This window comes from Verrucomicrobiota bacterium (genome assembly GCA_037139415.1).
Classification (GTDB): Bacteria; Verrucomicrobiota; Verrucomicrobiia; order Limisphaerales; family Fontisphaeraceae; genus JBAXGN01.
The window spans coordinates 1-22115 of record JBAXGN010000139.1 but is presented as its reverse complement, the minus strand read 5'-3'; the positions used below and the strand labels follow the sequence as shown (position 1 = coordinate 22115).

Below are 22115 nucleotides of genomic sequence, written 5' to 3'. Positions count from 1 at the left end.
CAGAACACAGGATAGATATTCCAGAACACAGGATAGATATTCCAGAACACAGGATAGATATTCCAGAACACAGGATGAAGATTTCGAAACACTTGGCGAAGCTTCCAGAACACAGGATACAGCATACAGAACACAGGATGGATATTCCATAACACAGGATGAAGCATCCGGTACACTGAAAAAACCGCCAATAGCTCTTTTTTTTGTTTTCTTGCTTGCCAGGGACTAGAAAGTTTGTCATTTGGTATTAGCAACAGTCACGGCATGGTGCCGTGATATGAGAACAGAACAACAGTTGGTGCCGCCGCGTTATGGGCCGGTCCATGATGGATGGTTCTGATGGGCGGTGCGCAGTCTGGTGATGATTGGAGGATGTATGGTTAAATTGGTGCTTGATTATTCAAATGTCAGAGACGCGAATTTTGCGTGTAAAACGCTGGGGATGGTGCATGGGTTGACGGGCAATGGGCATTTTCCGTTGCCGTGGCCGGCGGAGTTTCCTTCGTTGGCGGCGTTCACCGCCAAACAGAAGGCGTTTGCCGATGGGTTGGCGGCGGCGGCGGATCGGGATAAGGGAAAAGTCGCCACGAAGAATACTTTGCGGACGGAGTTGCAGGCGATGGTCCGCGAGCTTGGCCGGTATCTTCAGGTCAAGTCCGGCGGCGACCGCACCATTTTGGAGAGCACCGGTTATGATCTGGCCAAGAGCCGCGTGGCGACTCCGCCCATTCCCGACGCGCCGCAAAATCTAAAGGTCGGCCCCGGCAAGGAGACCGGCTGGGTGTTGGTCAGGGCGACAAGATCGCGGGGGGCGCGCATGTTCGAGGTGGAGTATTGCGTGGGCGACAGGTCCGTGCCCGCCAATTGGAAGATCGGCGCGCAAACCGGCACCTGCCGCAAGGTGGAGATCGGCGGCTTGGAACGCGGCAAGGATTACGCGTTCCGCATGCGCGCTTTTGGCCGCGAAGGCCACGGCCCGTGGTCGAATGTGGTGGTTTATATGCCGAATTGAGCCCAACCCACGCCCCCTTTCGCATTGACCCGAGGGGCCTTTTTAGTTTCCCCCCTTCATGGATTGTGCTGGTCACGGAGCGAGAGCGGATTTGACTTATAGAGGGTTTGGCGGGATACTAGCGCTATTGAGATTACGAACATGAAAGTGACGGATGACTATAATGCGAAGCTACGGTTGTGGGCGGCCAACCCACAGGTGATGCCGCTGCCACCGGCTTGCCCGCTGCCCAAATTCTCCCCGCAAAAGTTCAGCAGCCATAAGGCCATGAACCGCTGGAAAGCCAAGCTGCTCCGCGAACACGCCCGGCAACATTCCACACATGGATGAATTGATCCAACAGTTTAACCAGCACCGCATCCGCTATTTGCTAATCGGCGGGCAAACCATGCGCTTATTCGGGATGCCACGGTTTTCCATGGATTGGGATTTTTTTATTCCCCCCCGCGATCCAGAGAATTTCCAGCGCCTGAATCAACTATTGGATGAGGAATTACGGGAACCGATTTTGCCATTGGGGCCGCGGGGCGAGAATTTCGTGCAAACGTACCAGACCAGTTGGGGGGTAATCCAATTTCACCTCAAGCTTCCCGGCGTGCCGAGTTTTGAAGCCGCCGAGGCCCAGTCCGCAACCTGCCTCACGGAGCATGGGACCAAAGTCAAATGTCTGTCCCGACCGAACATGCTGACGGCCAAAGAGGCGGCCAACCGCCCGCAAGACCAGCAGGATATCGCCTTTCTTAAGGTATTGTTGCAATCACCGGATTCGCCAAAGTGACCTGTTTAGAGATGGTCGGCACCATGAAAACCAACTGGCCACCGGAAACCATGAACGGGAAGGGCGTTCAGGAAGATTGTTGGGCAATAGGTGAACTCGCGCGGGGCAGCATGAAGCATTTTCTCTACCTACGACCGCTTGGGCTTCTTCCATTCTTAGCGCCTCTCCTTCTGGTTGGATGCATGGAATTAGCCCCAGTCAGTTCAGGTCATGATCGTCCACACCTCGTTGTCGAGACGACCAGAACCATTGCTCAGCCTATATCGGCCATTGAGGCTGCCCGGTTGGCGGCAAAGCTGGCGAATGATGAATGCGAACGTAAGTATCACGAGCGACCCTTTGTGGCAGAGCAGCACAGCGCAGTTATTGAGGACGACCGGTATCGCTGGGGTGAGGACGACACAAAGGCTCTGTGGGGAACCTTCGCTCTGGTCACCTTTGATCTGGATGGTCGAAATCCTACGGTGATACTTTACCATTATGACACTATGTATTGACAAATGCTGCCCAACCACTGCGTGCAGGCGAAGCCAGATTACGCCCCGTTGTTTGTCGTTTCTCAGGTGTCCGGCGTACCACTGACCAGCGTCGTTCATTGCTCCCCTCCACCCCATCTCAAAAGCCCGTTTAGTTTCCCCCACTCATTGATTGCGCTTGTCACGGGGCGGGGAGTTTCGCACACTGCGGGGAACGCATGAGTCAACCGGATCAAACACGCGCGCCCAGCCCGGAGGATGCCTTGGAGGCATTGCCGGATATTCCCGTCTTCCCCGAAAACGCCACGCCCGAGGAGAAGGATCAGCATTGGTTCACGCACTATTACCAGGGGGATAAGCAGGCGCAGTTGACGGTGCGCGCGGTGTTGATGGGCGGCATCCTGGGGATGTTCATGGCGCTCTCGAATTTGTACACGACGCTGAAGCTGGGGTGGTCGTTCGGCGTGGCCATCACGGCGTGCGTGTTGTCGTATGTCATCTGGAACGCGTTGCGCGGGCTCTCCGGCAGGCGGCTCACGCCGATGAGCATCCTGGAGAATAATTGCATGCAGTCCACCGCGTCGGCGGCGGGGTATTCCACGGGGGCGACGGTGGGGACGGCGTTCGGGGCGCTGTTGTTGATGGCGGCGCCGGATGCGCGCACGCTGGCGCTGCACCCGTGGTATGTGCTGACGCCGTTCGTGTTTTTGACGGCGGCGCTGGGGGTGTTCCTGGCCATCCCGATGAAGCGGCAGATGGTGAATTATGAGCAACTGCGGTTCCCCAGCGGGATCGCCGCGGCGGAGACGTTGCGCAGCCTGTATTCGCACGGGCGGGAGGCGATGCAGAAGGCGTATTCGCTGATCGCCGCGATGATCATCGGGGGCGGCATCGGGCTGTTCCGCACGTGGGGCACGCTGGCCGAGCAGCTCAGCAGCCTGAAGCATCCGCAGGCCTGGCTGGAGAAGTTGCAGCGGGTGTTGCGCATCCCGGAGGAGATCGCGTTTGCCGGGATCCTCGCGCCGCTCAAGCAGATCACGCTGGCCGGGCTGGCGTTCGAGCCGAGCGTGTTGATGATCGGCGCGGGGGTGTTGTCGGGCCTGCGCGTCTCGCTCTCGATGTTGCTGGGGTCCGTGCTGCTGTATTATGTGGTGGTGCCGCCGCTGTACCAGATGGATGTGGCGAATGCCGGGGTGGCGGGGTACATCCACACGTTCACGGTGAAGAACGGCGTCATCAACCCGGTGCGCTGGGCGCTCTGGGGCGGCACGGCGATCATGGTGTTCTCCAGCCTGACGTCCGTGGCGCTGCAATGGCGCACGCTGAGCCGCGCCTTCAATGTGTTCAAGAAGACTGAGAAGACCACGCAGCATGACGCGCTCGCCGCCATCGAGGTGCCGGTGACGTGGCTGATCGCCGGGTTGATCCCCATCACCGTGGGGCTGGTGATTGTTCAATATGTCGCCTTCAAGATTAACATCTTCCTCGGGCTGCTGGCGGTGGCGATGTCGTTCATTGTGTCGCTGGTGTGCTGCCGCGCCACGGGGGAGACGGATACGACGCCCATCGGCGCCATGGGGAAGTTGACGCAGTTATTGTATGCCGTGTTGCCCGGCGCGAAAGGCAACGTGACCATCAACCTGACGGCGGCGGGCCTGACGGCCTCCGCCGGGAGCAGTTCCGCCGACCTGCTGACGGACTTGAAGAGCGGTTACTTGCTGGGGGCCAATCCCCGCAAGCAATTCATCGCGCAGTTCATCGGGATCTTTTTCGGCACGCTGGCGATCATCCCGGCGTGGTACCTGATGGTGCCGGACCGCGCCGCGCTGGAAGCCTTCAACCCGCCCGCCGCCAACATGTGGAAAGCGGTGGCAGACCTGTTGACGCAAGGCGTGCAGATGTTGCCGCATACGGCGCGCTGGGCGATTGTGGTCGGGGCGCTGCTGGGCGTGCTGTTGCCGGTGCTGGAACGGCTGTTCCCCAAAACCGCGCCGTACCTGCCCTCGGCGATGGGGTTGGGGTTGGCGTGGGTCATCCCGTTTCAGAACAGCCTCTCGATGGCCATCGGCGCCGTGCTGGCGTGGCTGTGGATGAAGTGGGATGAGAAAGACGCCGACGTGTTTTCCATCCCGATTGCCTCCGGCTTCATCGCCGGGGAATCGCTGGTGGCCGCGCTGATCGCGATCCTCTGCACGCTGGTCGGGTTCCTGTGGAAGTAGAGTATGATTATGATGAAGCGATTCATGACATTGCCAGCGGTGTGGTTGACGTTATCCCTCTGCGCCTCCCTGCAGGCCGCGCCGCCAACGCGGCCGCTCAAGGAAACTTACCGCGGCTACTTTGATATCGGCTGCGCCGTGCCGTCGTTGCCCGGCTCGTTCAAAGAAACGGAGCTGGCCCTGTTGCGCGAACAATTCAACAGCCTGACCGCCGAGAATTGCATGAAGCCCGCCCCGACCGAGCCGCGCGAGAACGAATTCCGCTTTGCGGCGGGCGATTCCCTGGCGGCCTTCGCGCGCAGCAATAACATGAAGCTGGTGGGCCATTGCCTGGTCTGGCACGAGCAATGCCCGGATTGGATGTTCCAGGACGGGAACCAACCGGCCAAGCGCGAGCTGGTCCTGCAGCGGATGAAGAACCACATCCAAACGCTGGTGAAGCATTATCAGGGGCAAGTGGTGGGCTGGGACGTGGTCAACGAGGCGATTGATGAGCACCAGCCGAACGGCCTGCGACGCTCCAAATGGTTGAGCACGGTGGGCGAGGATTTCGTCGAGAAGGCGTTCCAGTATGCGCGGGAAGCCGATCCCAACGTGCAGCTTTATTATAACGACTTCGACATTGAGAGCCCGGGCAAACGCAAGCAGGTGCTGAAGCTGATCACGCGGCTCAAGGCGGCCGGTTGCCGGCTGGACGCGGTGGGCATCCAGGGGCATTACGCGCTGGACCGCGTGCCGCTCCGCAACCTGGAAGCGAGCATCGAGGAGTTCTATCAGGCGGGCGTGAAAGTGATGATCACGGAATTGGACATGGACGTGCTGGGACGGCGCAACTCAGGCGCCGACCTGGCCATGACTGAGAAAGCCAAACCGGGCGCAAAACCCCAGGCAGCGATCTGTCCGCCGGAAATCCTGAAACAACAGGCCGATCAATACGCCGAATTGTTCCGGCTACTGGCCAAACATCGGGATAAAGTCACCCGGGTTACCTTCTGGGGACTGCATGACGGGCGAAGCTGGCTGAATACTTACCCGATTCAAGGACGGATCAACCACGCGATGCTGTTCGACCGGCAGTGCCAGCCTAAGCCGGCATTCTTTAGCGTGAGCGAAGCGCTGACTCGAACCAGTGGAGCCCGTTGAGGGGGGCACCCCGCTCAAGCTGGCTGCATAACCTGCATCGTCGCGAGTTTCCGCTGTAGCTTTGCCAGTTTGGCCTCGATTTTGACCAGGTAGTGATTCGGGCCGTCGGGGTAGGGACGTTGAGATAGCGGTACAAACCCTGGAAATCCTTCGTAAGCGTAACGCCTAGCACCTCTGGCGCACCGCTGTAGAACTGTCATAGTCATCGGCTATGACAACGATGAACAATCCGCCGTCCGAAGCCAGTCCGCTGGTCCTCAAAACCGACACGCGTGGCCGTGTGTTTACCCCGCCCAGCCGCCGGGAGCAACTGCTCAACGAATTTGAACAGAGTGGCCTGTGCGGGGCCAAGTTCGCCGCGCTGGTGGGCGTCAAGTATCAAACCTTTGCGGCGTGGGCACTGCGCCGCAAGCGCGCGCGGGGGTTAGCCAATCCCCCTTCGCAGGCTGGCGCCTCTCCCGCGACGGTTCGCTGGCTGGAGGCGGTCGTCCAGGAAACCCAAGTACCCATGACCGGCAGTGGCAAGGCCCTGGGCTTGCAACTTCCCCGGGGCGTGCGCGCCGAGCTTTCGGATGCCCGCCAGATCGAGTGGGTGGTGGCGTTGGTCCGGGCGCTGGAGCAGAAGCCATGTTAACCTTTACCGGCAGTCTCAAGGTATTCGTGGCCGTCGAGGCGTGCGATATGCGCAAAGGCTTCAACGGGCTGCACGCGCTGGCCGCCGAACGCTTGGGCGAGGATCCCCGGCAAGGCGCGCTGTTTGTGTTCACCAACCGCCGGCACAATCGGTTGAAGATCCTCTGCTGGGATGGCACCGGGCTGTGGGTGCTGACCAAGCGGTTGGAACAGGGCACCTTCTCCTGGCCCAAGACCCTCGCACCGGGAACGCTCAAGCTGTGCGTGCGCCCGGAGGCCCTGGCGTTGTTGACCGAGGGGGTGGATTTGCGCGGGGCCAAGCTGCGGCCGTGGTATGAGCGCGAGGGGTGAGTCGCGGTCGTAAAATAATTTAAATAATATTGCAAATATATTGAACATCGCGGCAAGGCCAGCGTCTGATCATCGTGACGCTGACGCCGCGCGAACAAGCACTGAGCCGCCGCCTGGAAGAATGCCAGGCGGCGTTGGCGCAGAGCCTGCGCGAGAACGAATTGTTGCGGCAAAAGATCGATGCGCTGGTGCGCCGCGTGTTTGGCTCCAGCAGCGAAAAACTCGATCCGGCGCAACTCCAGCTTTTGCTCGGACTGGCACACGGGGCCGCCCCGGCTGCTGCCCCCGCACCCGCCACGCCGCCCGCCCCAACTCCGACGGTGCGTGCCCCACGCAACGCCCGCGTGAACCGGCTGCCGGAGAACCTGCCCGTCATCGAAGAGGTCATTGATCCGGAGCCGGTCAAGGCCCAACCGGAGCAGTGGCGCTGCATCGGCCAGGAGGTGAATGAGCAACTGGATTACGAACCGGGGCGGTTCTTGCGCCGACGGGTGGTGCGCCGTAAATACGTGCAACGCGCGGAGCCGGAGAATCCGCCCGTGATCGCGCCTTTGCCGCCGACGTTGCAAGAACGCTGCCTGGCTACCCCCGCCTTGATCGCGCACCTCGTGGTCGCCAAGTATTGCGACCACTTGCCGCTGTATCGGCAGGAACAGATTTTTCAACGCCGCCATGGGGTTTATCTCCCTCGCCAAACCTTAGCCCGGTGGGTGGATCTGGCGGCCGCGTGGCTCAAACCCATCTATGAGCAGATTCGCACCGGGGTCATGGCGGGTGGTTATGTGCAGGTGGACGAAACGCCCATTGATTATCTGGAGCCCGGCGCCGGCCGGGCCCGGCAAGGGTATCTATGGACAGGCAGTCGTCCCGGTGGCGATGTCTTTTTCCAGTGGCACACCAGCCGGGCCGCCGCCTGCCTGGAACGCGTCATCCCGGTGGATTTTACGGGCACAGTCCAATGCGATGGGTACACCGCTTATCGGGCGTTTGCCAAGAGTCATGCCAAACCCATCACGCTGGCGGGCTGCTGGGCGCATGTGCGGCGCAAGTTCTATGAAGCCCGCGAAACCGCCCCGTCGACGGCTGGCTGGATCTTGCGCCAGATCCAAAACCTTTACCGGATTGAAGCCGAATTGCGCCGCGTGAAAGCGGGTCCGGCCTTGCGGGAAGCCATCCGGGCAAGCCAGAGCCGCCCCATCGTCCAGCGGCTGAAACGTGCCTGGCTCGGTCTCCAGGCCAAGAAACGCTTTCTGCCGCAGAGCGCCATGGGTGCCGCCTTGGAATATGCGTTAGGCCAACTGCCGGGTTTGGAGGTTTACCTCAATGATGGCCGGGTGGAGATTGATAATAATTTGGTCGAGAATGCCATCCGGCCCACCGCCCTCGGCAAAAAGAACTGGCTCTTTATTGGGGACGCGGACGCGGGCGAACGCAGTGCCATCCTTTACACGGTGATTGAAAGTTGCCGCCGCCGTCAGTTGGACCCGTACAGCTATCTCAAAGAAGTCCTCACCCGCCTGCCCCACATGACCAACCGCCAAATCCCGGAAGTCACCCCGGCGGCTTGGTCGAAGCGCCACCAGCCAGCGCTACAACGCCTCGCCTCATAACCGTCAGAGCCGATTTATCTGACGCCTCTCATGGTTCTCTCACCTCTTGTCAAGAGGTGCTCGGCGTTACGCTTACAATCCTTCTCCAGCTTGGGTTGGACGAATTTGCTCCAGAATAACGGCGTGCGGCGCATCAAATCATCCTCGCTGGTGGTGGCTGCGCAATCGCAAGGACGCCTGGGCCCCGCTATAAAAGCAAACTGGCAGCCGTTTGGGACGGCTGCCAGTGCGAGAGAACGTTCGGGAGACTGAGTCCGCTTACTTCTTCTTGTCCCAGCCTTGCTGCTTGACGAACTGGGTCAGCTCGGCCTTCGGGGCGAAGCCTTCCGGCAGCAGTTTGAATTTACCCATGTAACCAAAATATTCAGCGGTGCGCTTGGCCTCATCTTTGGCGGCGTTCAGTTTGTCCGCCGGGAGCGCCTTGAGCTTGCCGACGTACTCGCCGAACATCTGTTCGACTTGCTTGAGGGTGGCGGCGTCGTTTTCATAGACGAGCGATTCCATGAGTCGGGTCGCCTTGGCCACGGGTTCGGTGAGGGTGGCGGCGTCCTTGCGGAGGGTGGCGGCGGTCTCTTTGCGCTGGGCGGCGACTTCGCTGGCGCTCAGCGGGCCGTAGGTCGTGATCGCGCCGCTGCGGGGCGGCAATTCACGGATCCAGATGTTGCGGAAACGCACCGGGTTGCCGTGGTCCTGCAGTTTGAGCGGGCCGACTTCCGGGAGCGGGCCGGGCTTGCTGCGGCCGCGATGGCCGGTGCCGCCTTCGATCTGCGTATGGTCCTGCACGAGGATGCCGTTGCATTTCACGGTGACGTAGCCGGGCTCGACGCATTGGCCATCCTTGTAAACGGGTCGGCGGAATTCGATATCAATGCATTGAAATTCGCCGGGGGGCCGCAGCGCGTTGGCCTTGGGCGGGTTCACGCCGTACATGGAGCAGGCGAAACCGTCGGCGTAGGTCGGGTTGTTGTAATTGTCGAGCACCTGGATTTCCACCGCGCCCATGAGGAAAATGCCGCTGTTGCCACGGCCCTGGCTTTCGCCCTGAGGCGGGGTCGGCGCGGCCCATTCGACGTGCAACTGGCAATCGCCGAACTTCTGCTTGGTGCGGACGTAGCCGGACTTCGGCACGCATTCCATCGCGCCGTCGTGGATGATCCACTTGGTGGGTTCGTTGCCGTTCTTGTCGGCTTCCCAGTTGGCCAGGGAGGCCTCGGTGCCGTCGCAAAGAATCACGGCTCCGGCGGGCGCCTTGGTATCCAGCGAGCTGGCCGGCAGGGGTTCCACGCGGGGCGGCTGCGGGCGGTTGTGGTCGTGGACGGCCCAGGCATGGCGTTCATCCGGGGGATCGCCGTAGAAGGGCGAACCGGTGGAAGCGGAAGAAACCGTGGCGGCGAGCAACAGCGCGCTGCCAACCGTGGTAATCACAGAGCATGTTTTCATCATATATTATATTTGGGTACCGTTTAAATGTGCCAATCGTTGTAAAGAAACGCGGGGGGAGTTACAAGAATAATTTGCGGGCTGGCGGTGCGACTAATCCCGCCCCAGGAAGTAAATCGCGGCCATAATGGCGAGACTGAGCGCACTCAGCCCGGCGGCGGAGGTGATAAAGTACGAGGCACCCATTATGAATATGCCGCCAAACAGCGGCCCCAAAGCCTGCTGGCGCTTGCCATAAACAAAATAGCCCATCCCGACCGCGCTCCAGATGACGGAAGCCCAGAGGTAATTGGCATCGAGCCAGCTCGGGTTGGTAAGGTCCATGGCGGGGCGTTACGGGAGTTCCTCGTGCTCGGTGCTGACGACGCACTCCCGCTCGTCGGTGAAGTTGAAGTAATACACCTTCGTCTGGTCGGGCAGGGGAGCCGTGGCCTTGCCCGCCACGAGCTGCGCGGGGGCCAGCTCCCACTTGCGATCCTGCCACTTGCCGGTGTCGCGGGTGAAGCAGAGTTCGGCCTTGGCCACGGGCACCTTGGATTCGCACGTGGCCCAGGCGGTGCGGGCCTCGCGGCCTTGGGCGGTCACGCGCGGCAACGGCGCGCCGTCCTTCAGGAGGCTGTCGGCGAATATCTGGATTTCCTTGGGCTTCTCGCCCGCCCCGCCGTGGCCGTGCGGCATGCGCAGGCGGATGCAGAGGTTGCGCCCGCCCGTGGGCAGGCGGTACGATTTTTGCAGCGCGTTCATGGTGTAGGCAAAATCGTTGCTGCCCGTGACCCACAGGAACGGCATCGCGGCCTTGGGCAGGTACGCCGAAGGATCCCACCAGCGCATCCAGCGCGCGGCGCGTTCCGGGCCGAGGCTCTTCACGCTGCCGGCGAAACCATGCTCATCCGTGAAGCCGCAGCCATACACCGGCACGGCGAACCGGAACCGCGAATCCACCCCGGCCACGATGCAGGTCAGGTAGCCGCCCCAGGAAATGCCCGTCAAACCGATGCGCTGGGCGTCCACCTCCGGGCAGGCGCGCAACAGCGAGTGCGCCAGCACGGCATCCGCCACGGCGTGGTACGTCCACTGGTCCTCGCGCGCCCAATCAATCTGCCCCCAGCCGCCCCAACCCGCCGGGCCGCCGTCGGCATGATGCGGTCGTCCCTCTTTATGACTGCCACCGGGTACGCAACCACACGTATCCATGGCAATCGCGGCGTAACCGCGCTCATTCCACAGGCGTACCCATTCCGCGAATGCCGTCCCGCCGCCGCCGTGAATCAACACCATGCCTGGGACCTTTTGACCGGGCTTTACCTTGGGCATCCCGAGCCAGGCGAACACCCGCGTGGGTTTGCCCTCGAACGGCAACCCCTCAAAAAACAGCGCCTGCAATTCATTCGTCTGAAACGCCGCCGCCGGAAAGGTCTTGGGCGCTTTGGATAACGCCGCCAAATCCCACATCGGCCCCTTCGGGTCTTGGGGTGGTGGCGGCGGTGGCCGGTTGGCGAACTCGCGGGCCTTGGCCAGTTGCTCCGGCGTGGCCGGGTTGGCGGTCAGGCGCACCTGCTGTGACTCATTGGCCGCGACCGCCACTTCCCATACCTGTAAGCCGTCGCCCCACGGCCTCCAAATCCGCGACCCGCCCTCCATGCCCAGGCTGGCACTGCCCGCGAACCAGGTGACTTTCTGCGTGCTGTTGGCCGTGGGGGTTTTTCGCAGCTTGCCGGCGTCGTTCACCACCTTCACGGCAGGATCAAGCACCAGCACGCCCAGGATTTTCTCCTTGTGCTGATTGGATAGCGTGTACGTGATTGCGTTGTTGGCAAACTCATAACGCGCGGAAACCTTGTCCCCGCGCGCCACCAGCGCATCCGCTTCCCGCGTGACCTGTGGTACGGGCAGTAGCCCGTTCAGGAAAGGATACAATCCGCGCGGGAATTTGGCGGCGGACTTGAAGAACTCCTGGCCGCCGACGCGGAAGCTCGTCAGGCAGCCATCGGCTCCCACCGTCGCCTCATAACCGGCGGCGGACACCCGCCATTCACCATTGGTTTGCGCCAGGCGCACCTCGGCGGCGACGGGTTGACACAGCCAACCCAGAAAGGCGGCGGCGAGCAGGCAGCGGGCAACAATAATCATGGCCTTTCTCTTAGCACGAAACCGGCGGGCGGTAAAGGGGATGATTTTTTTGAGATTCGCGCTTGCCAAATGCGCCGGGATTCTCCCTAATACGCGTCCACCGCGTGCGCGGTTAGCTCAGGGGTAGAGCACTTCCTTGACACGGAAGGGGTCATAGGTTCAAATCCTATATCGCGCACCATTTCCTTTAAAGACGCTATGATCAAACAAACTCAACTTTTGACTGGGTGGGTGGTCGTTTTGCTGCTCGCGATGGCGGGCAGACTGTTCGGCGCTACGGCGACCGAGGGAACCGCGACGCTGGAATTTACCACCGTGAATCCCCATGGCAAATACAGTCCCAAAAATGTGCTGGCCGTGTGGGTGACGGATGCCAATACCAATTTCGTCAAGACGATCACGCGCTTTGGCGGCAAACGGCAGAAATATCTTGGCGCTTGGAATCAGGCCCGCGCGGGTCTCGCGGCCGTGGATGGTTCCACCGGCGCAACGCTAAGTTCCCACGGAACGCGCACCGCAACCTGGGACGGATGCGACGGCAAACAACAGTCCATGCCGGATGGCAAATATCGGTTCGTCGTGGAATTCACCGACCACAACGGGGGCGGGCCGTTGGCGGTTTTCCCGTTTGAAAAAGGGATGGCGACGCCCAAGCAGGTTTTCCCGGATCAGAAGAACTTCACCAAAATCCAGGTAACCTTCGTGCCTGGTCGCAAAGCGCCGACGAAGTAGCGCGCCTGCCCCGCAGGGCGTTTTCTGCGCCGTAAGCGGGTTATTAGTGGCGGATGCAAGCGCTTCACCGGCAACGTGATTCCCGCCGGCCTAAAATCCTTCATTGACCCGCCGGACCGGTTGTTTTAGATTCCCGCCAGTTTTTATTATGAAGAATATTTTGGTCTGTGATCCAGTATCGCCGAAGGGCATTGCCCTTCTGCAAAAGTGTGCCGGGTTCAATGTCACGGTGCTCAAACAGAAGCTCACCGAGGCGGAACTGTTGCCGCTCGTGGCGGACACGCACGCCATGGTCGTGCGTTCTGAAACCAAGGTCACCCGCAAGGTGATGGAAGCCGCCAAGCATTTGCGCGTGGTGGGCCGCGCCGGGGTAGGGGTGGACAACGTGGATGTCGAAGCCGCCACCGAGCACGGGGTGTTGGTGATGAATACGCCCGGCGGCAACACGATTTCCACCGCCGAACTGACGTTTTCGATGCTCATGTCCCTCGCCCGCAAGATTCCGCAGGCGAATGCCTCGATGAAGGCGGGCGAATGGAACCGCAAGGCGTACTCCGGCATGGAACTGTATCAGAAGACCCTCGGTATTCTCGGCATGGGCCGCATCGGTGGCGAAGTGGCCAAACGCGCCATTGCCTTTGGCATGAAGGTCCTGGCGTATGATCCGTACCTCTCGTTGGCTCGCGCCAAGGCGATGCAGGTCGAAGTGGTCGAGCTGAACGAGATCTTCACCCAGGCGGATTTCATCACCGTCCACATGCCGATGACGGATGAAACCAAGGGCATGGTCAACGCGGCGGCGTTCGCCAAGATGAAGACAGGGGTGCGGATTCTGAATTGCGCGCGCGGCGGCATCGTCAATGAAAAGGATCTTTTTGAAGCCATCAAGGCGGGCAAAGTCGCCGGGGCGGCGCTGGACGTTTATGAAGTGGAACCGCCGCCGAAAGATTTCGCGCTGCGCGAATTACCGCAGGTCATCATGACGCCGCATTTGGGTGCCAGCACCGACGAGGCGCAGGAAAACGTCGGCATCGAAGTGGCCGAACAAATCATTGAATACCTGACTACCGGGGCGGTGCGCAACGCGGTGAACATGCCCAGCTTGGACGCCAAGACGTACGAAGCCGTGAAACCGTTCCTCAGCCTCGGCGAGAAGTTGGGCGCGGTGTTGGCGCAGGTGGCCCCGAAGCGCAATGATCGCATCGTCATTACCTTTGGCGGCAAGGCGGCGGAAATCCCCACGGACCTCGTTACCCGGCACGTGCTCATGGGCTTCCTGGCCCAGACGGTTGGCAAAGAGGTGAATTCCGTCAACGTGCGCAGCGTGGCCAATTCGCGCGGTGTGCTGGTGGAAGAAATCAAATCCAATGAGGAAAGCGATTACAATGAATGGCTGCACATCGCCGCGTTCTCGGGCACCCAGAAGGTCAGCGCCGGCGGCACGATCCTTGGCAAGAAACATCAACCGCGCATTGTGCGCCTGCTGGGGCAACCGGTCGAGATCATCCCCTCCGGCGTGCTTTGCATCTTCAATAACAAAGATCGCCCGGGCATCGTTGGCCAGATTGGCACCCTGATGGGCAAGCACAACATCAACATTGCCAACATGAGCCTCAGCCGCGATGCCGTCGGTGGCCAGGCCCTCACCGTCTTAAACCTCGATAGCGTCCCCTCGGAGGCTGTGGTGGAGGAGATGCAGAAAGATCCCGACATCTTTAACGTCCGGACCGTTAAATTATAAATTCAGCCCGGAAATCCCAATATAACATTTTATCGCCGACGGCTTTGGTGCCTGATACGCCGGCGGTTGCGGGCAGAAACCCTGCAGCCTCCATTTATTTATGGCGCTCCTCACTCTGAAGATACGAAGGCATAAGCAACCGAAGAACTAATGAAAAAACTACCCATCGTACTCACCGTCGCCGGCTTCACGGCTTTTGCCCTGACCTGCGCCACTGCCGCTGAAACCAAAGCGGATAAACCTGCCGCCGCGCCCGCCGCGACGCTGAACGACCTGTTCCCGGACAAAGTCGTGGCCAAGGGCAAAAGCATTGAAATCAAGCGCTCGGAAGTGGATGAGGCGTACACGTTGCTGGCCGCCAACGCCCGCAACCAGGGCCAGCAAATCCCGCTCGAACAGCGCGGCAAGTATGAGGCCATGCTGCTTGACCGCCTCGTCATTACCCACCTGCTCCTCAACCGTGCCACCGCCGAGGATAAAACCAAGGCCAAAGACCAGGTGGAGAAATTCATTGCGGACTCCCGCAAGCGCATGCCCAACCCGGAAATGTTCGAGACCCAGATCAAGGCGCTGGGCATGAGCATGGCTCAGTTCACCAACCGCGTCACCGAACAAGCCTTATGCGACGAAGTCGTCGGGCGCGAAGTTCGTTCCAAAATCACCATCTCGGATGCCGATGCCAAGAAATACTACGACGAAAATGCCAAGCAATTCGAGGAACCGGAACGCGTGCGCGCCGCGCATGTCCTGATCGGCACCAAGGATTCGGAAGATCCCACCCCAAACCCCGCCCAGAAGAAAGATTTGCCCGAAGCCAAGAAGGCGGAGAAGCGCAAGCTGGCCGAGAGCATTCTGGAACGCGCCAAGAAGGGCGAAGACTTTGGCAAGCTCGCCAAGGAGTTTTCCGATGACCCTGGTTCCAAGGACAAAGGCGGCGAATACACCTTTGGCCGCGGCCAGATGGTGCCCGAGTTCGAGGCGGCTGCGTTTGGCCAGGAAGTTGGTAAGATCAGCGACGTGGTGACCACCACCTTCGGCTATCACATCATCAAGACCCTGGAAAAGTTTCCCGCCAAAAAATCCGAATACGCGGCGGTGTCCGAAGACATCAAGAAGGGGTTGCAAGGCCAGGAAGTGCGCAAGCAGATGCAGCCCTTCTTGGAGAAAATGAAGAGTGAGGCCGCGATTGAAATTCTGGACGAAAGCCTGAAGCCGGTGGAACCGCCCAAACCTCCGTCGGGCACCCCCAAGGCACCGGCCAGCGAACCCAAGAAGTAACCGGAAGCCCAATCATTTCACGCAACAAGGCCGGCGCAAGCCGGCCTTTTGCTTTCGTAGCCGGATTCAGTCGGTGGCCGGGGCCAACACGCGTGCGAGCGTTTGGCGCAGTTCCTTCAATTCGTAAGGCTTGCCCAAAAACGCCTGGGGCATTTCCGGGTGATGGCCTTCCATTACCTGATCTTCGCCGTAACCACTGGCCAGGATCACCGGGAGGCCGGGTGCGAGTTGGCGCAACGCGGTCAACGTTTCCCAGCCGTTCATGCGGGGCATCGTTAGGTCGCAGAGCACGCAGCGGATGATCGCCTGGTGCTGCCGGAAGAGTTCCACCGCCTCGACGCCGTCCGCCGCCGTCAGCACCGTAAAGCCCATTCGTTTGAGGGCGATGGCGACCACATTACGCGAGGTGAGTTCGTCTTCCACCAACAGCACGGTGCAAGCCATCTCCGGGGTTGTGGCCTTGCCCATTGGGTCCGATGTTGGCGGTACGGCTTTCGCCGCAAGCGGGATGAAGACGCGGAAGATGCTTCCCCGGCCTGGTTCGCTCTCCACAGTGATGGCCCCGTGATGCGCCCGCACAATGCCCAGCGTCGCGGCCAGGCCCATGCCCCGGCCGGTGAACTTGGTGGTGAAGAACGGGTCGAAGATTTTTTCAATGTCCGATTCCGGGATGCCGGTGCCCGCATCAGCCACTTCCAGGCAGGCATAGGCCTCGTCGCGCAGTTGGTAATCAATGGGGAAGCGGTTGACGGTGGGGATATCGTTGGCCGGAACGGTCTTGACGGTCACGCGAATGGTTTCGGGTTTGTCACCACTGGCCTCCCAGGCGTTGGTGAGCAGGTTGGTCAATACTTGTTGAAGCTGGTTCGCGTTGGCTTGGATGCTGGGACCAGGGGCGGGCAGGTCGGTTTTCAATATCACGTGTTGCGGTATGACGGCGCGCAGCATGGGCAGGTACCGTTGATAAACACCGGCCAGGTCCAGCAGTTCGTGTTTGACCTGCGTCAGTCCCAGGTAGGTGACCATCAAGCGGCTCACTTCCGCCGCTTTGCGGGCGGCTTGCATGGCTTCGGCCAGGTATTGGGATGCCCCCGCATTGTGGGGTAATTCGTCCGTGGCCATATCCAGGTTCATCATCACGGCCTGGAGTTGGTTGTTGAAGTGGTGGGCGATGGCCCCAGCCATGCGACCCAGGCTCTCGGCTTTCTGGAGTTGCCGGTTTTGGGCTTCCAGCCGCTCTCGCTCGGCCTCGGCGCGTTTGAGATGTTCGATGTCGGTGTGGGTTCCGCTCATCCGCAGGGCGCGTCCGTTGGAATCCCGTTTCACCACTTGGGCTTGATCAAAAATCCACTTATAGTGTCCATCCTTCGTGCGCATCCGGTATTCAATTCGGTGTGTCGGTGTTCGCCCCTCAAGATGATCCTGAACCGCCTGAAGAGCCCTGGCTTGGTCATCCGGATGAACAAAGTCAATCCACTGTTTGACGCTAAACTCAATCTCATGAAGTTGGTAACCGAGCATGTTGGCCCACTGGTCGTTTCGCTTGACCTCGTTGGTGGCAAGGTTCCAATCCCAGAATCCCAGTTGGCTTCCCTGCAATACAAATTGCAGACGCTCCGCGCTCTCGCGTAGCGCCTCTTCCGCGTGTTTGTGGTCTTCGATGTCCGTACAAGTGCCGAACCATTTGATAATCTCGCCGCTTGGGTTGCGGAACGGTACACCCCGGATCAGCCACCAGCGGTAGGCGCCATCGGCACGGCGCAGCCGGCATTCCAGTGAATACGGGGAGCCGTTTTGCGTGGCCAGTTGCGAGGCGTCCCGTGCGCGCTGTTGGTCGTCCGGGTGAAACGGCTTGCTCCAGCCATCGCCAATGATTTCCTCCAGCGTCAGACCGGTATAATCCACCCACTTTTGGTTGCAATAAATGTTCTCCCCATCGGGCCGGGTGGCCCAGATCATTTGCGGTACCGCTTCAGCCAGGGTGCGGAACTCCTGCTCGCTCTTCCGCAGTGCCTCCTCCATGCGCTTGCGTTCGGTGATGTCCAGCACGGTGCCGATCATGGCGATTTGTTTGCCGGCGGGGTCCCGTTCCACTTCGCCCTGGCAAAGGACATGCCTGATTTCCCCGCTGGGCCAGACTACCCGGCACTCGATCTCATAGGGGCGGATGCCGGCGAGGGTTTGCGCAATGGCTTGCTTTACCGTGTCGCGGTCATCCGGGTGCAGCGCGTTATAGAAGACCTCCGCGCAGGGTTGCACAGTCCGGGCTACGCCAAAGATGTGGAATTGTTCCTCGGACCATTCGTTCGAGTTGTCGTGGAAGTTCCATTTCCATGTGCCCAGGTGGGCGATGCGGGCGGCGCTGGCAAGCAGGTAGTTGCGCTCGGCGATTTGTTGGGCATTGGCTTCGAGGTCCTGCTGGGTCCGTTGCAGTTCCTGGTTCTGCGCCTCCAGTTCGATTTTATGGACTTGCAATTCGTGGAGCGTCTGCTGGTTCTCGACAGGAGCGGGCGTGGCCTGCCGACGTTTGGCCATGGCATCAGCCTTGGTCTCCGCGCGTTGGCGCGGGCTGGCTGACCTGCGATTGTCAGAAACACGGCTCACGAGAGTAGGTTTGCGCCATTTTTGTCTGTGAGTCAATGGGAATTTATAGAAAAAACATTAGCGCCATCGGCTCTATTCAGCGGTGCCATGCTTATACCAAAGGATCGCAATAAGTGGTGAACGCGCTCAGCATCGGGGCTGACCACGCAACCGCAATGGCGGTGCCCGCACTCTGGCGCGGGCGGTGCGTTTGAAATTTTCCCCGGTCCTGCCTTGTCGAACCGCGCAAGACTGGATACCTTACCGCACATGAACGTGCGTACTGCCATGTTGGGCGTGCTGCTGGGCGCGACCGCCGGAATGAACGCGGAAGTCATTCAATTGAAAGACAAAGCCGCGATTACCGGCAAAATCATTGCGGAAAAGAAGGACCAGGTGTTCGTGGACCTCGGGTACACCATGCTGGCCATCCCGCGCAACCAGATTTCCAAGATCATCAAGAATGACCCGCTGGAAGCCCGCAGCGCCACTAACGCGGTGGTTGTCACTGCCGAAGTCAAATCCGGTTTGTATAGCACCGCCAGCTCTCTGCCCGCCGAGCGTTCGGTGCGGGAGTTGGTGTCCCAACTCGGGCAGTCGGTGGTGCAGGTGCGCACCCCCGGCGGCTTGGGCTCGGGCTTCATCATCCAGGAAGAGGGATACCTGATCACCAACTTTCATGTAATCGAAGGGGAAACCCAGATTTCCGTGGAAGTCTATCAGCAAGGCGCCGGGCAACTGGAACGCCGGACCTTCAAGCAAACGCGCATCGTGGCGATCAATAAGTTCGCCGATCTGGCGCTGCTGAAGATCGAAGACGCGGATGCCCCCAGGTTTGCGAAGGTGCTGTTGGGCGATGCCGACCTGCTAGCGGTGGGCGAACGGGTGTTTGCCATCGGGAGTCCCTTGGGTTTGGAACGCACGGTCACCGAGGGCATCCTGAGCACCAAGACGCGCGAGATGCAGGGGCAGTTGTATTTGCAGACGACCGCGCAGATCAACCCCGGCAATAGCGGCGGGCCGCTGTTCAACCTGCGGGGCGAGGTGATCGGAGTGACGAACATGAAAATCAACTTCGGCGAAGGTCTTGGCTTTGCCATCCCGGTGGAACTGGTGAAATACTTCCTGAATCATCGCGACGCGTTCGCCTACGATAATGGCAACCCCAACAACGCGTTTCGGTATCTCGATCCGCCGCGCAAACTCAAGACGGCGCCGGCGGTGGAAGCCCAATAACGCCGGGAACTTACGGATCAGGCCGTGATATTCCAAGGCTTCTCGCTATTTTGAACGGAATGGGGGCCAGCTAAATCCGAAATCCGAGGGCCGAAAACCGAAAGAATACCGAATACCGAAGCCGGAATCCGATGGCTGGCACGCGGTTGGTGGCCGGTTCGCTTTTCACGTTGAAACGCGGCGTTTTTCCAGCCCGGCGACGGCCACAGGCGTCGGTGGCTCCCCTCATGGATGTGGCTTGTTTTCGGATCTCGGAATTCGGATTTCTTTCGGGATTCGGGATTCGGACTTCGGGATTCCACTGCGTATTCCACCGAAAACAGCGAAGAACCCGCCTTTCAGCAGGTGGCACTGACCGGTGGCCGCACCGGATGTTCCAGGCCGGCATCAATCATGCGGGCCGGGAGTTCAGGTTTGCGGGTCAGCGTGCGGCGGCGGAACGGGCTGGACAGTAATTTAAGAATATCAGTGGTCTTCATGTGCCGGCCAAACGCCCGCAGGAGTTTCCAGGTGCGGAATGGTCGCATGAAAATGCGCTGGAGGAACAGCCGGCCATAACCTTTTGCGCGCAGCCGGTTCACCTCCGCGCTCGCCAGGGTGGTGGGATCAATATCTGAGCACTTGAACCATTTATGCCAATCCCGCTCATCATCAATGATGCCGCGCGCCACGTATTCCTTCCAAAGCGGCGTCCCGCGATAGGCGCACAATCGGTTGAAACCAAACGTATCCAATTCCAACCGCGCGGCGAAGCGGAAGCTGGCCGCGATGTCCGCTTCCGTTTCATCGGGCGAGCCGACGACAAAGAAGCCGTGGACCCGGGCGATGCCCTGCCGCTTGGCTTCCCGGACGGCGTGCTCCACCTCTGCGAGGGTCTGCTTCTTGTTGAGCCGGTCCATGACCTTTTGCGATCCGGTCTCCACGCCGAACGCCAGAAAATCGCAACCCGCCTCGCGCATGATCGGCAGTTGCTCAATGCCCATGGAATCCACCCGGCCTTCGCAGCCCCAGTGGAACGCCAGTTTGCGCGCGATGATGCCGCGGCAAATTTCATCAATGCGTTTGCGGTTGATCAGGAAATGATCATCGGTGAGGTAAATCGAGCGGTAGCCCTGATCGTTCAACTGTTGCAGTTCTCCCAGCAAATGCGCTGGGGAACGGCTTCGCCAGCGTCCTTCGCCGAGCGACGGAATATCGCAGTAGATGCAGGAGTACGGGCAACCGCGCGACGTTTGCACCGTGCAGAACTTGTCCAGCGAGAGCACCGCTGGCACATCCAGGGGCAGGGACTCAATGTAATCAATCGGCAGACTGGTCCGGTCGGGATAGGGATACTGGTCCAGGTCCCGAATGAGCGGGCGCGGAGCGTTCGTGATGACTTTGCCGTTGGAACGCCAGACTAACCCTGCCACCGATCCGGGCGCGTCGAGGTGCTCCAGATAATCGGGCAGCAGTTCCTCCCCTTCGCCCCGGCCCACGCAATCAATGTCCGCGCAATCCTCCAGGATGCGGTCTGCGTTCAACGTGGCGAACGCGCCGCCGACGATGATCGGGATGTTGGCCGCTTCTGCTTTGAGCCGCCGGGCCATGTGCTTGACTGCCGGGTAGGTGGTGGTGGAGAGAAAGGAGAGGGCGATGACCTTCGGCTGTTCCTGGCGGATGGCTTGGGCGATGTCGTCGGCTTTCATCTGCGGGTGGCAGGTATCGAACATTCGCACCTGGTGCCCCCGTTGGCGCAACACGGGTGCCAGGGTTTGAATCCCCAACGGTGGAAACGCCATTACCTTGACCCGCCCATCGGCGGATTTTGACGACTGTTCCTCGGGTAGTACCCGGCTGAAGTCATCATCGCCGACGTACACAAGGAACACATTCATGGTTTTGATCTTTGGTTAACCCGCATTGGCAACGTTTGCGTTGGACACCCCCAATATTGGCGTCCAATTTCTCCGCTACGTTGTCCATAATGTACAATAACGAGGATGCTTAGCAAGCGTAATGGATACAAATCTCCATGCTTCTGACGTTCGGATTCAAATTTCTCCCGGCGGCAACGAATTAAGACTCAACTGCCAAGCTTCGCCGCCGCTTTGGCATCGAAGGCATAATAATCGCAGGTGATTTCCTCGCCGGCGGCTATCTCGCGCAAAGCAACGGTAGTGATGGCGAGCGCAGCCTCGGGCAGCGCGCCGGTATTGGGCTGGCTGGCATGATTCATGAAACAGGCATGATCGCCACTGAGGATGGCCCGCCCGTTCTCCCGGCTGAAGAAAGCGAACCAATGGAGATGCGCTTGCGCCTCTGGCGGCAGGCGGTCGAACTGCTCCGGCGTAAACTCCTGGTCAAAGCCCGGCTGGAACCGCCAGATCGGCGTCCCACGCGGAATGAATTCCACGGCAAACAGGCCCATCCCGTGAATCCCACTGGGGGCCACCTGCGTTTTTGCCAGCATCATAACGAAGTCATCCTGGTTTAGGCTTCGGTGGCAACGACACCACGGCGGTGATTTTCACGGATGCCTACTTGTGACAGCGAACTAAGCATATTTGTTGAAAAGTGTGCCCAAAAAACAAACCTGGTTCAAACAGAATGATTTGAGGTATTACTAACAGGGCACATCTTGACACTGCTACTATAATCAGCGCGAGGGGAATTCCTCCACCCCTGAGCACATAACCATGTACATCAATAAAGCCTATGGTCGAGTAGGACTGAGGCGCACGCAACCTTGCGGTCCATGTTTCCTCAGTCCC

The 22115-nt window shown here is 60.0% G+C and carries 19 protein-coding genes and 1 tRNA gene; 14 read left to right on the top strand and 6 right to left on the bottom strand.

The features are described 5' to 3' along the window. Window positions 1-376: 376 nt before the first annotated feature. The 9 genes from WCO56_20980 to WCO56_20940 all read left to right on the top strand — a co-directional run bounded on the left by WCO56_20980 (window position 377) and on the right by WCO56_20940 (window position 8222). Window positions 377-1012 carry a fibronectin type III domain-containing protein gene (locus tag WCO56_20980; protein ID MEI7732061.1) on the top strand — a complete coding sequence of 212 codons (636 nt, stop codon included), beginning with the start codon at window positions 377-379 and terminating at the stop codon, window positions 1010-1012. A 141-nt stretch (window positions 1013-1153) separates the two neighbouring features. Further along, on the top strand, window positions 1154-1342 hold the full coding sequence (locus WCO56_20975; protein MEI7732060.1) for a hypothetical protein: 189 nt from the start codon (window positions 1154-1156) through the stop codon (window positions 1340-1342). Further along, window positions 1335-1790 carry a hypothetical protein gene (locus WCO56_20970; GenBank protein ID MEI7732059.1) on the top strand — a complete coding sequence of 152 codons (456 nt, stop codon included), beginning with the start codon at window positions 1335-1337 and terminating at the stop codon, window positions 1788-1790. Before WCO56_20975 ends, WCO56_20970 begins: the two co-directional genes overlap by 8 nt. Window positions 1791-1813: 23 nt before the next feature. Beyond that, window positions 1814-2287, top strand: coding sequence for a hypothetical protein (locus tag WCO56_20965; GenBank protein ID MEI7732058.1), 474 nt, complete (start codon window positions 1814-1816; stop codon window positions 2285-2287). Between the two features lie 197 nt (window positions 2288-2484). Then, complete coding sequence (locus WCO56_20960; GenBank protein MEI7732057.1) at window positions 2485-4485, top strand: OPT family oligopeptide transporter; 2001 nt, start codon at window positions 2485-2487, stop codon at window positions 4483-4485. A gap of 9 nt (window positions 4486-4494) precedes the next feature. Continuing rightward, window positions 4495-5628, top strand: a complete 1134-nt coding sequence (locus WCO56_20955; GenBank protein MEI7732056.1) for an endo-1,4-beta-xylanase — start codon at window positions 4495-4497, stop codon at window positions 5626-5628. Window positions 5629-5839: 211 nt separating this feature from the next. Continuing rightward, window positions 5840-6262, top strand: coding sequence for an IS66 family insertion sequence element accessory protein TnpB (locus tag WCO56_20950; protein ID MEI7732055.1), 423 nt, complete (start codon window positions 5840-5842; stop codon window positions 6260-6262). Continuing rightward, entirely contained in the window at window positions 6256-6612 is a 357-nt protein-coding gene (gene tnpB, locus WCO56_20945; protein ID MEI7732054.1) for an IS66 family insertion sequence element accessory protein TnpB, read from the top strand. Before WCO56_20950 ends, tnpB begins: the two co-directional genes overlap by 7 nt. 113 nt (window positions 6613-6725) lie before the next feature. Beyond that, window positions 6726-8222, top strand: a complete 1497-nt coding sequence (locus WCO56_20940; protein MEI7732053.1) for an IS66 family transposase — start codon at window positions 6726-6728, stop codon at window positions 8220-8222. Window positions 8223-8480: 258 nt separating this feature from the next. Here WCO56_20940 and WCO56_20935 read toward each other — a convergent pair whose 3' ends face one another. The 3 genes from WCO56_20935 to WCO56_20925 form a co-directional block, all read right to left on the bottom strand. Beyond that, the gene (locus WCO56_20935) at window positions 8481-9647 is read right to left on the bottom strand and encodes a DUF1080 domain-containing protein (GenBank protein ID MEI7732052.1); all 1167 of its coding nucleotides are present in this window, start codon (window positions 9645-9647) and stop codon (window positions 8481-8483) included. Window positions 9648-9755: 108 nt separating this feature from the next. Next, window positions 9756-9986: an amino acid transport protein gene (locus tag WCO56_20930; protein MEI7732051.1), complete on the bottom strand. Its 231-nt coding sequence runs from the start codon at window positions 9984-9986 to the stop codon at window positions 9756-9758. Window positions 9987-9995: 9 nt separating this feature from the next. Further along, window positions 9996-11792 carry an acetylxylan esterase gene (locus WCO56_20925; protein ID MEI7732050.1) on the bottom strand — a complete coding sequence of 599 codons (1797 nt, stop codon included), beginning with the start codon at window positions 11790-11792 and terminating at the stop codon, window positions 9996-9998. A 106-nt stretch (window positions 11793-11898) separates the two neighbouring features. On the opposite strand from WCO56_20925, the gene WCO56_20920 reads away from it, so the two are divergent. The 4 genes from WCO56_20920 to WCO56_20905 all read left to right on the top strand — a co-directional run bounded on the left by WCO56_20920 (window position 11899) and on the right by WCO56_20905 (window position 15543). Then, a tRNA-Val gene (locus WCO56_20920) sits at window positions 11899-11973 on the top strand. 17 nt (window positions 11974-11990) lie between these two features. Further along, on the top strand, window positions 11991-12524 hold the full coding sequence (locus tag WCO56_20915; protein MEI7732049.1) for a DUF2271 domain-containing protein: 534 nt from the start codon (window positions 11991-11993) through the stop codon (window positions 12522-12524). A 148-nt stretch (window positions 12525-12672) separates the two neighbouring features. Beyond that, complete coding sequence (serA, locus tag WCO56_20910; GenBank protein MEI7732048.1) at window positions 12673-14265, top strand: phosphoglycerate dehydrogenase; 1593 nt, start codon at window positions 12673-12675, stop codon at window positions 14263-14265. A 150-nt stretch (window positions 14266-14415) separates the two neighbouring features. Next, window positions 14416-15543, top strand: a complete 1128-nt coding sequence (locus WCO56_20905; protein MEI7732047.1) for a peptidylprolyl isomerase — start codon at window positions 14416-14418, stop codon at window positions 15541-15543. A gap of 66 nt (window positions 15544-15609) precedes the next feature. Here WCO56_20905 and WCO56_20900 read toward each other — a convergent pair whose 3' ends face one another. Continuing rightward, a complete protein-coding gene (locus tag WCO56_20900) occupies window positions 15610-18147 on the bottom strand; it encodes a PAS domain-containing protein (GenBank protein MEI7732046.1) in 2538 nt (845 codons plus the stop codon). A gap of 249 nt (window positions 18148-18396) precedes the next feature. Between WCO56_20900 and WCO56_20895 the strand changes: the two genes are divergently transcribed. Continuing rightward, the gene (locus WCO56_20895; protein ID MEI7732045.1) at window positions 18397-19362 is read left to right on the top strand and encodes a trypsin-like peptidase domain-containing protein; all 966 of its coding nucleotides are present in this window, start codon (window positions 18397-18399) and stop codon (window positions 19360-19362) included. Between the two features lie 338 nt (window positions 19363-19700). Here WCO56_20895 and WCO56_20890 read toward each other — a convergent pair whose 3' ends face one another. Both WCO56_20890 and WCO56_20885 read right to left on the bottom strand, forming a co-directional pair. Further along, window positions 19701-21239, bottom strand: a complete 1539-nt coding sequence (locus tag WCO56_20890) for a radical SAM protein (GenBank protein MEI7732044.1) — start codon at window positions 21237-21239, stop codon at window positions 19701-19703. Window positions 21240-21427: 188 nt separating this feature from the next. Continuing rightward, window positions 21428-21817 carry an SET domain-containing protein gene (locus tag WCO56_20885; protein ID MEI7732043.1) on the bottom strand — a complete coding sequence of 130 codons (390 nt, stop codon included), beginning with the start codon at window positions 21815-21817 and terminating at the stop codon, window positions 21428-21430. Window positions 21818-22115: the final 298 nt, after the last annotated feature.